Source organism: Mycobacterium sp. Aquia_216 (assembly GCF_026723865.1).
In the GTDB taxonomy this organism is placed as follows: Bacteria; Actinomycetota; Actinomycetes; order Mycobacteriales; family Mycobacteriaceae; genus Mycobacterium.
Genome location: NZ_CP113529.1, coordinates 3,513,896 through 3,529,409, shown reverse-complemented (window position 1 = coordinate 3,529,409; position 15,514 = coordinate 3,513,896). Strand labels below are relative to the sequence as shown.

Annotated in this window: 12 protein-coding genes; 4 read left to right on the top strand and 8 right to left on the bottom strand. The window is 61.4% G+C overall.

Annotation, left to right across the window (positions count from 1 at the left end):
- Nucleotides 1-418 precede the first annotated feature (418 nt).
- Nucleotides 419-3,826: a DEAD/DEAH box helicase gene (locus OK015_RS16470; RefSeq protein ID WP_268124495.1), complete on the top strand. Its 3,408-nt coding sequence runs from the start codon at nucleotides 419-421 to the stop codon at nucleotides 3,824-3,826.
- 893 nt (nucleotides 3,827-4,719) lie between these two features.
- Nucleotides 4,720-5,724, top strand: a complete 1,005-nt coding sequence (locus OK015_RS16465) for a hypothetical protein (RefSeq protein ID WP_268124493.1) — start codon at nucleotides 4,720-4,722, stop codon at nucleotides 5,722-5,724.
- A 246-nt stretch (nucleotides 5,725-5,970) separates the two neighbouring features.
- Here the strand turns inward: OK015_RS16465 and OK015_RS16460 are convergent, their stop codons facing one another.
- The 6 genes from OK015_RS16460 to OK015_RS16435 all read right to left on the bottom strand — a co-directional run bounded on the left by OK015_RS16460 (nucleotide 5,971) and on the right by OK015_RS16435 (nucleotide 12,147).
- On the bottom strand, nucleotides 5,971-6,498 hold the full coding sequence (locus OK015_RS16460) for a hypothetical protein (protein ID WP_268124491.1): 528 nt from the start codon (nucleotides 6,496-6,498) through the stop codon (nucleotides 5,971-5,973).
- Between the two features lie 210 nt (nucleotides 6,499-6,708).
- Nucleotides 6,709-6,879, bottom strand: coding sequence for a type II toxin-antitoxin system Phd/YefM family antitoxin (locus OK015_RS16455; RefSeq protein ID WP_268124489.1), 171 nt, complete (start codon nucleotides 6,877-6,879; stop codon nucleotides 6,709-6,711).
- A complete protein-coding gene (locus OK015_RS16450; protein WP_268124487.1) occupies nucleotides 6,876-7,283 on the bottom strand; it encodes a hypothetical protein in 408 nt (135 codons plus the stop codon). Before OK015_RS16450 ends, OK015_RS16455 begins: the two co-directional genes overlap by 4 nt.
- An 891-nt stretch (nucleotides 7,284-8,174) precedes the next feature.
- Nucleotides 8,175-9,173 (bottom strand): TniB family NTP-binding protein, encoded by a 999-nt coding sequence (locus tag OK015_RS16445; protein ID WP_260753053.1) that lies wholly within the window; start codon nucleotides 9,171-9,173, stop codon nucleotides 8,175-8,177.
- A gap of 3 nt (nucleotides 9,174-9,176) precedes the next feature.
- On the bottom strand, nucleotides 9,177-11,258 hold the full coding sequence (locus OK015_RS16440; protein WP_268124484.1) for a Mu transposase C-terminal domain-containing protein: 2,082 nt from the start codon (nucleotides 11,256-11,258) through the stop codon (nucleotides 9,177-9,179).
- A 574-nt stretch (nucleotides 11,259-11,832) separates the two neighbouring features.
- Nucleotides 11,833-12,147, bottom strand: a complete 315-nt coding sequence (locus tag OK015_RS16435; RefSeq protein WP_268124482.1) for a hypothetical protein — start codon at nucleotides 12,145-12,147, stop codon at nucleotides 11,833-11,835.
- Between the two features lie 482 nt (nucleotides 12,148-12,629).
- Between OK015_RS16435 and OK015_RS16430 the strand changes: the two genes are divergently transcribed.
- On the top strand, nucleotides 12,630-13,034 hold the full coding sequence (locus OK015_RS16430) for a hypothetical protein (protein WP_268124480.1): 405 nt from the start codon (nucleotides 12,630-12,632) through the stop codon (nucleotides 13,032-13,034).
- 324 nt (nucleotides 13,035-13,358) lie between these two features.
- Here OK015_RS16430 and OK015_RS16425 read toward each other — a convergent pair whose 3' ends face one another.
- The gene (locus tag OK015_RS16425) at nucleotides 13,359-14,432 is read right to left on the bottom strand and encodes an oxygenase MpaB family protein (protein WP_268132805.1); all 1,074 of its coding nucleotides are present in this window, start codon (nucleotides 14,430-14,432) and stop codon (nucleotides 13,359-13,361) included.
- A 288-nt stretch (nucleotides 14,433-14,720) separates the two neighbouring features.
- On the opposite strand from OK015_RS16425, the gene OK015_RS16420 reads away from it, so the two are divergent.
- Nucleotides 14,721-14,957 (top strand): hypothetical protein, encoded by a 237-nt coding sequence (locus OK015_RS16420; protein ID WP_268124478.1) that lies wholly within the window; start codon nucleotides 14,721-14,723, stop codon nucleotides 14,955-14,957.
- A 218-nt stretch (nucleotides 14,958-15,175) separates the two neighbouring features.
- Here the strand turns inward: OK015_RS16420 and OK015_RS16415 are convergent, their stop codons facing one another.
- Nucleotides 15,176-15,421, bottom strand: coding sequence for a hypothetical protein (locus OK015_RS16415; protein ID WP_268124476.1), 246 nt, complete (start codon nucleotides 15,419-15,421; stop codon nucleotides 15,176-15,178).
- Nucleotides 15,422-15,514: the final 93 nt, after the last annotated feature.

The window sequence follows — 15,514 nt, the reverse complement described above, 5'->3', positions numbered from 1 at the left end:
ACCGACAACTCGGCGTTGCCGCCGCCGTTTCCCGCCAACGCCACGGCCGCGCCCAGCCGCGCTGGCCGTCGTCAATGCCGGCGCAGTGAACCGCTGGGTGATGTCTCGCGAGTATGCATCGACCCGCAGCCACCTACCCCGGCGGCGATGCTTCGTCATCGACAACACCCAACGGCGAGAGACTGCGCCAGTGGCTGAGCGTCGGTTGAGCTCGCAGCCAGGTGCGGCCGACCTGACTCACTGACCCATTGATCCGTGAGCCGCCAGTTTGGCGGTGCCCGGGGTGGTGCGGCTTCGTCGCGGCACTGCGGACAAGACCGGCTGGGGATGGACCGCGAAAGAACACAATCGGGGTTGCTTTGCTCAGGATCGAACTACGATGGCCCGTCGTCCAGATCGTTCATGGGGGGAACTTCGCATGACATCACGACCTCCGTTGAAGAAGCTTCGCTACCGCGAACGCTTCCGCCCCTATCAGATGGCGGCCGTCACGATGGCACGCCGCTATCGCCAAGACTTCTACGCCGTGCCCGCAGAGGAGAGGGCCCTGCTCGGGGCTGCGCTCGTGTGCCATCCAACCGGCACAGGCAAGACCGCGGTGATCGCGGGCCTAGCCCAGTGTGCGCCCGAAGTGGGCAATGTCCTTGTGCTGACGACTCGAGATCCTATTCGCGACCAACTGGTGCGCGAGGTCGGGGCGAACCTGTTCATCAACCCGGAAAAGTTCGATCTCGGACTCGACATACGGTTGCCCAAGATGTGTTACGCCGTTCGAAAGAGTGCGGATCTGAGCTCGATGGGCGCGTTGTACCGCTCCACGCGGACGATCCTCAGCGACGAGCTGGCAACCTTCGTCGAACGTCAATCCGGTCGCCTTGCGCAGCATCCACCCGAGACCGATCTGGGGAAGATTCTGTCTGAGACCGATTCGGTACTGGTGATGACCGTGCAGATGCTGGTGGAGTTGCAGCGTGGTCGGGGACCGGTTCAGCAATCAGCCTACGCGGCACTGTGTTCCAGCATCGATCTGGTTCTGTTCGACGAAGGACATTATGAGCCGGCGGCTAAGTGGAGCGAGGCCGTGCGCAACCTCGCCAAGCCGGTCGTGCTGCTCTCCGCTACCCCATTTCGCAACGACCTTAAAGCATTTCGGATCAGCGCCGGCAATATTCATCTCTTCAAGTTGCATGAGGCGGTCGCCGAGGAGGTTATCCGCGACGTGCACGTGCAGCGACGTGAGTCGGCGCTGACCGAGGCGCTGTTCTGTGACGACGTCATCGACTACTGCACAGGGTTGTGGGGCTCTGACACGTCACGATGGACGCAGCGGATCATCATCCACTGCGACGACATGGCCAGAATCACCCGCCTGGGCGATGCGTTCATCGCCCGCGGATTCTCGGGCAGGGTAGTCGGGATCCATGACCGTTATCCGTCGGGCCCCCCGACCGATGGATGGAAGCGCCGTTCGGTGCCCGCACCCGGGCAGTGTGACGCGGTGATTTGGATTCACCAGTACAAACTGCTGGAAGGAATCGACGACCACCGATTCCAGGTGTTGGCGTTCTTCGACATGCTCGGCAATGTCCGCTCGATCGTCCAACAAATTGGGCGGGTTATTCGAAAGGGTGACAACGACACCGGCCAGGCCTGGGTGCTCGACCATTTCCGCGGCCGAATCGATAAGTACTGGCAGCTGTACAGGGATTTCGACCAGACGGTGACCGCCGAGGATCTCGCCCGCGCCATGTCAAAGGTGCTTGTCACAGACTTCACCAAGGTGCAGCCACCGGTGCTCTACATCGACAAGAAGTTCCGCAGTGTGCTGCACATCCAAGCCGAGGACGGCGGGCAGCCACCGATGACACCCGAAGAGGTGGCCGACGAAGTGCTCTTCGAGCGTCGGGTCACGCTCCGGCGGGTCACCCGATCCGCCACGTTGGACCAGTTGACAAATCTCGTCGAAGCAGACCTTGTCGCCAACGATTTCGAGTTCACCCGCTACGACGTGTCGGCCTTCTCGCCGAACACCGTGGTCTATATCTGCGCGAAGGTCGACAACGTCGGCTTTCTGAACAATCGTTACTTCGCGCTGCCGGTGGTCGAGGCGCGGATGGTGATGCTCTTGCCCACCCGTGGTGTGGTGGCGACGGCAAGTACGGGGTCGGGCAGCGGGACCGATGCGTTGTCCCATCTACCGCCCGTGGGCACCGGCGAGTTGGAGCGCGTCGTCATGCCAGGCGCCCAGGGCCGCATCTCGCTGATCGGATCGCGCAACACCAATCTCAGTAACCGGGTGGTGCGCCGGCGGACGATCTCGGCGCCGTCGATCGCCGATGTTCCACCCATCCTCGACGAGTACGGACACGTGGTGTCCACCGTCACCGGCTACAACGGAACGACTCCCCAAATCCTCGACGACATCGACTACCAGGAGATGATCGACGAGAACTTCGACATCACCGTCCGGCCGGCGATGCCGTCGTCCAACGCAACCGGGGTGCATCTGTTGCGCCGCTACGTCGGGCTGAGCACCGGCCGGGTCTCCGAACAAGGTCCGCCACTGCGGGTGCGCGCCTACCGGCGTTGGGTGGAATCCCTTCTACGGCAGATGCGTTCGCAACAACGATATCCCGAGGTCTACGGGCGCTATGCCGCGCCGGCGCGCAAGGGCGTCACAGAGTATGCGCCAGCCAACCTGTTGCTGGACTTGACCGAGTTGTCCCGCGACTACGTGCTGCGCAACAGCGATGACGACTATCTGCGCAGCGACGAGCTGTGTGTCGATCGATCAACCACATCGGTGACCGGCTCGGGCGCGACGTCGGGCTTCAAGGTCACCCTCAACGACAAGGTCTATGACCTCGATGTGACATTCCATGCCGCCAAGGGCAGGTACAAAATTGAATCACGGCTTCTTGACGAGGATTTCGTCCCGGTGGGGGACCGCAGGGTGCCGCTGACCAGGGCGCTCAACGAGCGGCAGGCGTTCAACATCATCCCCGACGACCCCGAAGTCATCTACGTGCACGGTGCGTTTTACGCGCCGGGACTGAAGTTCGGGCAGCGCTTCACCGCTGAAGAGTTCTTCGTCGGGTACTGCCTGTATCCCTCGACCCAGTTCGAGGCGAGAAAGATGGAAAAAGGTGCGCTGGCAGTTGGCAACGGCGACGGCTACGACCCCGCCAGCCTGTTTGGGCTCATTGACAGCTGGGCCCAAACCGGATTCAACACAGACTCACTCGCGCTCGACCAAGGATGGACGCAGCGATACCAGCCAGAGGCAGTGACCTTCACTCCGACGTTGGGTATCTGCGGCGACATGGGCCAGGAAACCGCCGACTTCATCCTCGCCGACGAGGGCGAGAATCGGCGCGTGGTTCTGGTCCACGCCAAGGCGTCAGACAGCTACAAGAAGTTCTCGGCATCGGCGGTTCAGGAGGTGTGCGCGCAGGCGCAGAAGAACACCGGTCTGTTTTCCACCTATTCACTTCGTGAGCCGAACTTGGCCCAGTGGGATCAACCGCACACCTTCACCGGTAAGGGCAAAATCGCGTTGACAGTCAACAACCGATTTCGGGTCTCGAAGTGGCCCGACGCGCGGTCGGCATGGGAGGGCGGCTTGTCCCCGCTGCTTCGTAATCCGCTGACCTCCAAAGAAATCTGGCTGGTGTTGGGCAACATGCTCTCGGCCAACGCCCTCTACAACGAGTTGACCAAGCCCGAACCGCGGCGAGAGTCCCTCCAACTCAACCATCTGCTGCAGACCACGATCGCCGCCGCGGCCAGTGTGTCGGCAAAGACCCGGATCTTCTGCGCACCATAAGGGATGGGCGCTGTGTCACGACGAATGCGGCGGAGGACCAAACGGCCCGATCGTGGCCAGTGGTCGCCACGAGTGTGGGAGATCAGGTGAGAGGCGCTATACATCGATAGGACGGTCGATTTCGGTTTATCGTCGCCTCGCCGCCGGACTGTGTCATGCCCGCGGCCACGATCCGCCCCGTGGGCGTGGGCCAGGCACGGGTTCGCGCCCAGGCAGGTGGTTCCGGATCCAGGGGCGTAGTGCCAGGTCAGGACATGCCGGACTGGGGTCCGCCACGTCTTGTCGCTCTTGGGGTGTCGGGTCTGACGCTGGCGTAGTCGGCTTGTTGGTCGAGGCGGTGCACGTACTTCTGGAAGTCGAACACTACCGCTGTGCGGGCAGTGAGGTTGGCCAGCTGCTCCAAGCAGGCGCGGGGGAGGCCGTGTCGTCGACTGCGAATCGCCGAACGACCGCCCCCTGCCTCGCGCTACTTCTCAAACAGCTGCCATACGTCTACGGCAGTGCGCACGACCGCGACGACGAACGCGAGTGCGGGCCAGATAGACGGGCGCGTGTCGCGGGCGGGGTGCTGCGGGTGGTCCATAGCGTTTCTCCTTTCGTGAGAGTTCCTGCAGTTGATGACCCCGGGCCCGAGGTTGGTCGTCGCCCGTTGTCCCCGATACGCGGAGACGTTGAGCAACAACAACCAGACAAGCGTGGCTTTGGCCGGCTGTCGAGTACACTCGGTCACGATGGCGCGACGGATTGTCACGCCTATTGGACATTGACCATTTCAGAGAACTAAGAGAGTCACATAGGCGTGACAATCCGTTTTCTGTGAAAAGTAAATATTTGCGTACAGTGGAGGAGTGGAATCCACTGATCAGCCCCCCGATCCGAAGCCGCGGCGCGATGTGTTGCAGCAACGGATCAACAGACTGGAGACGCTGCGCGCGGGGCGGCACCCGGTTGACGCCGGGGTACGCGCCAATCTCACGAGGTGGGCCAAAGAGTCGGCTACACAGCTGACTGACATCCCAATCCGGGTCGGGTTCGTACGACGTGTCCCATCTCTTGTCGAAGAGGAGTACGACACGGCAAAGCTGGTCGACCGGCCAAAACCAGCCCTGCCACGTCAGCCACCGCTGGCGGCGTTAGCCTCGCTAACCAAAGGGGTGGGTTTGCCACTAGGACTCACGCTCATGTACCTGGCACAGACCGGTGACGCTTTGGGGAGAGACGCCCGCCTGAAACTCACGATCGACGGCGACGATGACGCGCTCGGGCTGATCGACCTGATCGCCATTGCGGCCTCTCACAATCCATCGCCGAACGCTGCGTTCGCGAGCAATTCCCGGAACAACCGTAAGCGGCAGATTCGCGATGCCCTCGTCCAGCTGAGCAAGCTCGGACTCGCCGAGGTGCCCCCTGGTGGCAGAAAGGGCGAACCGAGATTTGATGACCAGGTGCATCTCAACCGGGAGAACGGGCCCACCGCGGCCGGCACCAAGCGTTACCAACGGCCGGGCGCGAAAGTCAAGACCCTCGATATCCCGGCCACGTTCTTCACCAACGGATGGGTTCATGCCCTCAGTAAGTCCGAGACCGCGATGTGGTTGATGTTGCGCGACCTGAAGCACCTCGGCAACGCTCCTGTGGACCGCCTAACCATTCGCGGCCGCGACCGACTCCTCGAGTACGACCTGTCACGAGCGATGTGGGACACCCACGCCACGCTGGAGGCCTACGGGCTCATCGTGGTTCACCGAGATCCAAACCGCCGACGCAACGGCACCACCGCCGCCGGTGAAAGAGCGGAACCGCACCGCTTTGAACTACGCGATGAAGGTTTGCACGAAGACGGCCTTTCGACGGTGATCTCGATGCTCACCGAGATTCGTTCCCGCAAAGGCGGTTAACGTGCCGAATTGCTCGACCTCGCGCCCGCCTATGACGGTTCCAGTGCGCCCTCCCGCTGAGGAAGGCAACATGGTGAGCGACTTGTGGGCAGCGAGTTCTCAAACCGAGGACCAAGTCCGGGTTGGCCAACCCCGTCCGAGTCCTTCGAACAGTCGATGTGTTCGGCACGCCTGCTGGTCAGGCGACAGTGCCTCCGTCCACAACCCACCGGTGCTCGAAGGGAATCATCGCTGCGGCGCCGACGGTCACCCGCCCGACAGGATCCGACCGAACGCGACCGCGAACTCCTTCTGTCGCCCAGACGAAGGGAAGGGGATCCGCATCTGGCTGACCGGAAGGCCTGCGGCGGCCAACGCGGGATATGCCACGCGGAACACGTCGGCCTTGATCAGGATGATGCGTTCGGGTTCCAGCTCGGCAATCCGGTCAAGGCGCGCGGGCACGTAGGGCGATAGGTCGGACCCGTCGACGGGATCAGGCTTGAGGTCGATCAGGAAGATGCCGCGGTCGCGCAGCTGCGCCAGCAGGGATGCCTTGTTGGTCCGGGTCGGCTCTACATGGGGCAGGATTGCCCGCGCGACCGCCCGAAACAGCCAGTCGTGCTGCGCCACGTCGAGAAAGTAGAAGTAGCGGTCGCCGGCGTCAGGTGGCGCTTGGGCCACCAGCAGAAGCCGAACCCTGCTGGGCTGGTACTGCTTGGCGGCCACTGCACGGCGTCGGCGCACCTCGGCGGGACCGGTGTCGTCCTGCTGGGTCTGCGGCGGTGACGCCACGGCGACGGCTTGGCCATACCCTCGCGAGCGACTGGCCGGACCATGAGTGCGGCACCACTGGCGCCGGGCTTCGTAGGCGGGTGCAGACCGTCGCGGTAGCAGGGACTGTGGTCGAAGTTCGTTCGGGATGCTGCATGTTGCATGACTCCAATAGTGCTCGCGGTCCCGTTCTTGGTCGGCGAGCGCTCTATCGGACGTGCGACGGCTACGTCATTGATGCAGATCTTCGTCGGCGAAGCGCCCGGCCGGGACGAGCACGGCAACGTCGCGGCCACGCCGGGTGATGACGAAAATCCGCCCTTGTTGGGCTTCGCCGATGAACCGGCTGAAATGTCGGCGTAGTTCGGTGATGCTGATGCGCGGCACTGAAGGATCGATCATCGGTCGTCACCTGGATCGCTAGCGGCGCCGAACATCTCGATCCAGCTCTCGAGCTGAGCGGCGGACTCGGTGAGGATCACCGCGAGAGCACGCGCGTTTGTAATCGATAGTCCGGAGTCAGGGTGGCAATCGAGGTAAATGTGTGGAACTTCGGCAGCAGTCTCAAAGCTGCCGTCCTCAAACTGAATCGCGCTGATGTGAACTCCAGCCGTGCATCCGGCGGGGAACCGGTCGGGTGTGTAGACGACGCGGTATGCGATGCCTTGGTCGAACTCCCATTCAGTGCAGATCGATCCGATTGGGTTGGCGGGCTCCTCACAGCTTCGGCCTGACATTGCCACCATTGTCCTTTCTGTACTGCTGAAACTCGTGTGATCGGTTGTGCGATAAAACTTCAACTTCATCTGGGGGAGTGTGCAATTCACCCAGTATTGCTTGCCGGAAGGGATCCGACGCACCGCTCGATGACAGGCCGGGAACGATGCCTTGTAGTTGAATGAGGCCCTTTTCAACGACTTTCGCGGCGGAGGATCTTCGCCCCTTCGCCGCTTCGTGCCGTAGGGAGATAATGACGTCGGTCAGCTCCACCGCGCAGGGGTACCAGGTGGCGGCGTGTCGAGGAGTCGTCGGTGGTGCTTCATCGCGGACATCCAGCCGTTCCCTGCGCCGCTGGATATCAGGTGCGCGGTAGACGGCAGGCCAACTTGACCAGAGAGAGAAGCAGGTGACTGCGGCGGTGAAGCACGAGTACGTGGAGCCGCGGCCCCACCTTCGGATGAGACCACGGTGCTGGCGGTTCGCGCCTGCGATGTCAGGACACTGTCGGACTGAAAATTGTTGCTGAGCGTCGCATCTCAGTGCAGAACTTCCTGTCCATTGCTGGTGTGCGGCGCAGAGCACCTGTTCATGACTTGCGAAGACAGTCACCGGTTGGCTTCGACTTTGAGTTTGCGCGGCGGCGCAGTGTCTGCATGCGGATCGGATCCCCGCCTGCTTCGAGACGTGGCCGACCAGGTGTGGCCAGCGCTTGATCGCATGCGGACTGCGGAGTTCTGGAAGCGCCGCTACTAACCCTCGCTCCGTCAAACCGGTGAGCTCGACGAGGTTCGCAACGAAGTGGGGCTGTCGGGAGAGCTGGGACAGCCAGCCGGGCCGCAAGAGGTTCTGATCCGTTACCCGGCGGAGATAGCTGTTCAACGTCTCCGAACACATCGGAGAGACGGGCACGGGAAGTCGTTGACGGCCGCGGCGGACACCCTCCGGGACTGTCGACGACCGTTCGGCACGAAGCGACATCAGCGGGCGACCCCCGGGTCTACGTCGTCGATGGCAATCGAGTCGAGGAGGTCTAGGGTGATGGCTTCGGTGCCGAAGTCAATGGCGTCGGTGGCCGCGTCGATGATCAGATCGCTCAGGGATGCGATCGAGCCGCCGGTGCGGTGGTAGAGGTAGTCCGCATGGCGTTCGAGCATTCCATGCTCATGCAGGGGGAGAGGAAGAATGCGTTCGATGGAAGCGACGAGCTGCACCCACTCCTTGTGGTCGGCGTCGTTCGAGAGTGAGTAGTTGCTCAGGTTGATGGGCCGGGTGCGCTTTCGCCACTGCTCTCCGTTCTCGCCGCTGAACAGGGGAGCGGTCTCCAGCGAAATTCCTGCGAAGAGCATCGTTGCATCAAGGTTCTCGGCGAAAGTCTTGATGTTGTCGGCGACTTCGGCTCCTGCGGCGCGATCGGTGTTAAGGCGTTGGACGTCATCGAGGATGACGAACTTGGTGCCGAGGCTCTTCAGCAGTCGCGCCAGGTCCACGAGTCGCTCGTCGGCATTGCTACCTCGCAGCTCGCGTGCACCGACGAAGTCGGCGAGGCGCACCCAGAGTTTGTTCGTCGTTGTCGCGGTAGCGATGGTGGTGTACACGACGGGCAGGAAGGAGAGGTCGTTCTCCCTGCCGCAGGTTCGCCGTATCTCTGCGTCCAGCCGCTTTCCGGCGGCCATCACATCGGTGGTTTTGCCGGTCCTGGGTTCCCCGGATACTCGGATACCGGGCCTGGCCACGAACTTCTTGGCCCGTGATCGGCGAAGCAGTCGCCGTGCATGGTTGAGGATGCGGGTGAGATCCCGGGTGGGAAAAACGCGTTCCTCGTTCAGGTAGTCGATGCGTCGCTCGTTGTACGCCGACCGCTCGACGGTGCCGAGAGCCTTGATCTCGTCCGCACTCAACGAGGGTCGCTGCGAGTCCGGGGTGGGCTCGTAAGTGCAGTATTCACGCCACTCTTCGCGGGTTGTCGGTGATGCCAAGGTTCACCACCCTTCCGACAGACGCATCGGACGCATGGGCTCAACTGGTCCGACCGTGGGCTGAGCAACCGGCGCGACCGGAGTGTCGTCGCTTCGTCCGGACGCAACGACCTCAGCGGGAGGGCCGCTGAGCTCTTGTCGCGCGAGGTTGGCGCGCCCGGCCGACGCTTCGGCACGGGAAAGCGGTCGAGGTTTCGGTTCCGATGGTCCGCCGAGCAATTGACGATGAATCTGCTCCGCGCGCCTGAGCACTTCTTTGTCGGTTGGTTTCTTACTCATGTCCCGACGGATCGCTTTCACCATGTCGATCCCGAATGGGATCGTCGCATAGTCGGCCAGAACCCAGCGGCACTCGATCCAGCCATTGTCTTCGACTTTGCGCTGACCCTGTGAGTCGAAGACTAGGGATTCGTCTCGCACCCAGACTTGCATGAGGTTGCTGGGGTCGTAGCGCACCTCCCACTTGCCATTCTGTTTGGAATTTAATGATTTCGTTCGTCGCATCTGGTGGAAACGTGGCGAGTCGGAGTTGTATACGAGATTCTCCAAGTTGACGCCATAGCGGTTGATACGACGAAATTCGTGTGGTTTCAGGGAGATCCAATCGTCGCGTGTCATCGTCCGCACTGGAGTTGGTGCCATCTCCGACATCGCTCGATACATGGCGTTGGGAGAGAGCCGCATCCGAGGGGCCGCCGTCAGGTGAAGCCCTGAGTGGGGACGGTTCTGATACACCGTGATGACCCATTCGTCGAGTAGCGCCTGAAGTACAAACAGCGGCCACACAAGGTCCTTCTCGGGGTTTCGGCCCCGGTGGCTGACCGAGCGTCCCTTGTATCCCGGGATCCATCGGACAAAGTCGTCGCCGATGGTCTTGAGCAATCGTTCGATATGCGGCTTGGCCGTGGGCTGGTGCGGAGGTGCGACGCGAGGGTGAACTCCCCGGAGTTCGGTTGCTTGGTCGAAGGCTTTCGAGACGAAGATCTTGCCGCGGTCAACGACGAGACCACGGACGTCGATGATGGGCTTGCTTTCGAGTGCCCTGTCGATGTCGATCTGAGGGGATAGCTTGTCCGACAGATAGCTTCGTGCGACGGTCATGTTTTCAATCCAGCCTGGCAACATCTGTTGCGGGATACAGGAGTTGGCCCAGAGTTCGATAGCATCCACGGTTTTGCAGGCGTTCGGGCGGAGAATTGCCGCGGTGATGCTCAGTGTCGCGACGTCGATGCCGGCCGCCAAATCGATTCGGCACGGTTGGCCATCGGGCAGTAAGGCCATTGCGTCAAGTGGTGTCGAGTCGAGCTGCACTTCTTCGCCTGGATACAAGGCGACGATCTTCGAGAACGCTCGGTCGGGGCTGTTCGCGTGACTGCGGCGCGACGTCGCATCGCCGGTGGTGTGCTCACCGCGATCAAGTGCAGCCAGTAAGGCGTACATCGACGACCTGCACGGCACCGGTACGTTGTCGTCACGAAGGCGACGTTCTGCGATTTCGAGGATCTGCTTCTTGGTAGGCGTCGACTTGTCTACGTAGTGCGCCTTCACCATCTCCAGAGCGACGATCACACGCTCGTGCACCCCGGACAGACGGACGTGACCCGGCATGCCGCGCTGATCGATACATCCGAGCAGGCCGGCAGTGTTGAAGCGTTGCCACTTACGCCACATAGTGGTCATGGAGACCTGCCGCCCCAGGCTTCGTAGCTCGGCACGTTTCTCCGACAGTCGTTCTTGTACAGTCCCGATCGGGATACCCGAAGAGACTTGTTCTTTAGCCGCCTGTTCCATGGCGTGTTTGATGTCGGACAAGTGCTCATACCAGAACTGAGCATCTCGTCGCTGATCTTCGGTGGCGAGGCCGAGCAGTCTCTGATCGGCGATACTTGGTCCGGAGGCGTCGGGACCGACGAAGGAATCGTCACAGAGCAACATCGCTACCGGCAAGGTGAGGTCGCTGCCGTCATCGAGACATTTGAGTCGGAGGGCGATGCCGTCGCTATCACGGATATGCCAGCTCTGGCCGCGGAGTTTGAGGATATCGCCGGGCGGGCCGGGCGGGCCACACCACGGGTGTAACGTCACAGTGACGAATTGGGCGAGAGGCGCAGGCGCCGAGCGTCCGCCGGTGTCAGGTAGTTCTGGACCGTCAATCGTCCGGTCCGGCGCTGTCAGGTAGTCGTGGATTCAGGCCCGGCGCCATGTGTTCGCCGGCCGGCCATCCGCAGGTGCATGGGCGGAGACCTGGGCGAGTGGCACTGTCAGATAGTTCTGGAACGCAGGGCGAGAAGTCGGATAGCTCTCGGGTTTTCCCGGATTACTCTCAACTAGTTCCGGATCGGACAGAAGGATGTCGAGCTGGCTGTCCGGTCCGCTCAACTCGTCATATCAGTTATGCCGATAAGCGACATTATGTCAACTCAACCGGATGGCCTGACCTGGTGTTCATCTGGTGAATCACGCGCGTTCTGGTGAATCACGCGCGTGATGAGCGGCCCTCCCCGCATCGACGCTGACGAAAGGCCGGCATCGTCCTCAACGAGACCGTGAGTCGTCGCCAAAACTTTCACCAAAAGTTCAGGTGTGGGTGGAAGGACTACTACAACTATGACCGACCGCACGGAGGTCAGCCTGTCACCGGCCACCGTCAGTCACACAACTAGGACAGCGCGTCCAGCAGCTCGTCGACATTGAGTTGGGGTTGGATTCCTGAGGTCCCCGACAACCCCGGTGCAGCCAACAGACTGCTCAGCCACGAGGGCGCGGCCGGTGTCGGAGGCGGGATGACGCCGGCCGGCTCGGTGACCGGGCCGATGTAGCCGCCATGCCCCGCAGACCCACCCGGACCCACCGTGACGATATCGCCAGGACCCACGACAATGGTGCCGCCGTTGACCGGCACCGTGCTACCCGCGTTCACCGTCAGATACCCGCCGCCGTTGACAGTCAACGGCGCATCGGCGTTCACGGTCAACGTCGCCCCACCATCGACCGGAACAGTGCCACTCGAGCCCAAAGTGATCGTCCCACCCCGAATTGACGCTCAACGAACCCCCATCACCAAGGGTCACCGTGCCACCGTCATTCAGCGTCAAGCTCGCACCAGGATCAACCGTCAAATCACCACTATTTGTCAAAACCCCACCGTCACTAATTGTGAACGAGCCGGCATCAGTCAGGGTGCCCGTATTGGTGACGGTCAAGCTGCCGGAGTCGGTGAGAGTTGCACCGGGGTCGACCGTCAGGCCACCGGAGTCGATGAGCGAACCACCAGGACCGACTTTGACGGTGCCGGTGTCGGTGAACGTCACCCGGGGGCTCACGGTGAAGGTGTTTCCGGTATCACCGAGGGTCGCGGTGCCGACGTTGAGGACACCGCCGGTGTTGGTGATGGTGCCCCCATCGGTCAAGGTGTCCCCACTCGGTCCCATCGATGCCCGATCGGCAAAGTGTTGAGTGGCCTCAACAACCGGCATGGTGTCTGCGTTGGTGATCAGCGCAGTGAGTGCGGACGTCGTCGGTGGCCGCCGTCAGCAGATCGTTCTTGTTGGCGATGTGCCACTAGATCGCTCCGCCTGGCTGTCGCTTGAGCTGACTCCAACCACACCCATCTGGCGATTGTTGTTGCCGTTTCTCGCCGCTGGCGTGGGCGTGGCATTCCTCGGCGCCCCGCTGGCGGTCACCGCGATCCGCAATCTGACACCCGAGTTGGCTGGCGCGGGCTCCGGCGTTTTCACCGCAATTCGTCAGGTGGGCACGGTGTTGGGCAGCGCCAGCATGGCCGGATTTATGCATTGGCTGGTGATTCGCCAGCTACCGCCGGTCATCACCGCCCATGAACGTGGGTGGTCAGGGGACTGAAATCCTCCCGAAATACCGCAACGAATTCGCAACGGCGATGTCTCAGTCCCTGTTGCTGCCGGCGGCCGTCGCGCTGCTGGGCGTGGCCTGCGCACTGCTGCTGGTTGGAGGGCAACGGCCACAGGAGAATTCAGCTTCATCCGAGTCTGAATCGGTTTCCTGACTTCACCGAGTACAGCTCCCGTGACGCACCGGTACGATCAGCCAACGCGTCAAGTCAAGTAGAGAAGCGTCAGGATTTTCGGCTGCCGACTGATCTCCAGAACCGCCGTACGCCCAGGACAGACCGTGCGGCCGGGTGAAACCGGCGGCCCAGCAACCTTATTAGCTGGAAGCGAGCACCCCATCCGTCTCATCTGTTGGTGTATTCTCTCGCGCGGCGCGGCGGGCGCGGTTTTCCCGGAGCGCTTGCTGTGCGGACTCCAGGGTGATGTTGCGTGGATCGACCCCTTCCCGCTCAAAGCCTCTCACCGCAATCGGCAAGTAGAGAAACTTCAGCGGGAGAATGCGCTCAAGAACTGCGTAGAACCTCCGATACATACGCATAAAGCGGCGCGAAATCTCCTCGTCCTCCGGGGTCCACTCTAAATTGAACAGCTCCTGCACATGGGGCGGAAAACTATTGACAACGACTTGCCGCCGCGCCGCCCACCAGGGCCACACAAATTTTTTCATGACTGGAGGCCACCACCGCGGCGCCAGGCGGCGCTCCATGAATTGTTCCAGCATGACCTGAGATACCTGTGAATTCACTAAATGATTGCGCTCGATGTTTTCCAGATACCGCTCGAAATCGTCGTAGGTATCCGGCTGGGGGCTATCGTCCACTCCCCACATGCTGTACCACTCCTTGGATTCCTCGAACATCTGCTCCTTCATCGCCCGTGGCATGGACCCGTCGAAATACAGCTGCTCGGTGATTATTATCAGAAGATGGTAAAAGAAGGTGACATGCGCAAAATAGAAGGTTTCCGCATTCAAAGAATGATACGTGCCGTCATGCAGGGTGCCTTTGACGGACTTGTGCATATTACGAGTCTTCAGTCCGTATTTCTTCGCATCTTCCGGAGCGTCGTACACAGTGCCATAAATGTACTCACGAGATCTCTGACGCCGTATCTTATAAATTTTAGCGCGTGCACCGAAAGAACTGTCACCAGTGAAAAGAACAGAATTCGTGGTCGCCTTCGCCATCTGCGGCCACGCCCCCGCAATGGTGCCCACTACCCCGCTGCCGAAAAATATCACATCAAGACGGCCCCAATACTTCCATATCAGGGAACCTGCGGGAATCGGATGCTGAAAAAGATCTTTCCGTGACAAACTGTTATCACCGGTGAATTCTGTCACCCTAGCTTCTTGCGGAATGACGAGCTCTGGATCAAATGTTGTCTGCATGATTTTCTTAAGTGCCTTAATGCCCCGGTCCGCCACCCTCAAACTCCTTGCGTTGCCGATACCTGTTACGCGGTTAACCTCAGTACCCGGCCCTTCACACCCCCAGCCACGGGCAGCTGATCGACCATCCTAACTAGCGCTATGTCGACTGTGTCGAATTTCGCATCAGAAATGATGATGCTCGGTGATCCAATATCAAGGCGATGGTCGCGTACAGGGTGTCTTCGTCCGGCTCGCCGCTAACTGCACGCTGGACATCCTAAAACCGGTCTCCCTGCGCGGCAGGGAATGTCAGCTGATCGGCCGTGGGGCTGGTATGCCCACCTACCCGGCTTGGCTGACCAACCGCCACGTCAAGTCCAAGGACCCCCGCTGACAGCGGGCATCGACCGTCGACTGGACCGCCCGTCCGCCATGCACGACGTCCGGATCGTGTTCGCCGGGCTAGGCGACATGGACGTCGAACCGACCGTACTGGGCCGCTACCTGCTCACCGTCATCGACCAGGCAACCCGAACTGCTTAAGATCGCCGCCCGCCCCCCACAGGCCCCCTAGCGCCTCGACGCCACCGACGCCGCACTTGTCGACGGTCACATCGATGAGTTGCACGGCTGATCACCGCGTGGGCACCCTTGGCGCCCACCCTGGACGTCAAAGCCCTTGCTGCGCAAGGCATCTACAGCCAGCTAGGCAGGTCGACTACCAAGTCCGACTGGGCGAGCCGTCCGTGCCGTATCCGCTGCTAACCCATTGTCAAGATCGCGCCCGCGGCGACGGCAATCACCGTTATAAGGGCCACCAAAATCACCACGATCGCCGCGCGCACGATCTCTTCTTCCGTGAGTCGCGAGCGCGGCTTCGATCCGACGAGAACGGTATCCCCTCGGCCGGCAAATGCGTTCATTTTTGCGACCGCCAACCGGAGATCGTCATGCCCGTCGGCCGCGTCTTGGTCGACGGGGTTGTGCGCGGCGATTGCGATGGTCATGTCAGCCCCCAGGCTTGCGGACGCCGATAGGCGTTATTGGGAGGTCGGAAACTGCGGCCTTCTGGTATGTCCAAAGATACGAGTGCGAGATCA

Excerpts from the sequence above, each read along its gene's own strand:
- OK015_RS16455 (WP_268124489.1), bottom strand. The coding sequence starts at position 6,879 with ATGATCGATCCTTCAGTGCCGCGCATCAGCATCACCGAACTACGCCGA.
- OK015_RS16470 (WP_268124495.1), top strand. The coding sequence starts at position 419 with ATGACATCACGACCTCCGTTGAAGAAGCTTCGCTACCGCGAACGCTTC.
- OK015_RS16450 (WP_268124487.1), bottom strand. The coding sequence starts at position 7,283 with ATGAAGTTGAAGTTTTATCGCACAACCGATCACACGAGTTTCAGCAGT.
- OK015_RS16420 (WP_268124478.1), top strand. The coding sequence starts at position 14,721 with ATGTCAGCTGATCGGCCGTGGGGCTGGTATGCCCACCTACCCGGCTTG.
- OK015_RS16415 (WP_268124476.1), bottom strand. The coding sequence starts at position 15,421 with ATGACCATCGCAATCGCCGCGCACAACCCCGTCGACCAAGACGCGGCC.
- OK015_RS16425 (WP_268132805.1), bottom strand. The coding sequence starts at position 14,432 with ATGCAGACAACATTTGATCCAGAGCTCGTCATTCCGCAAGAAGCTAGG.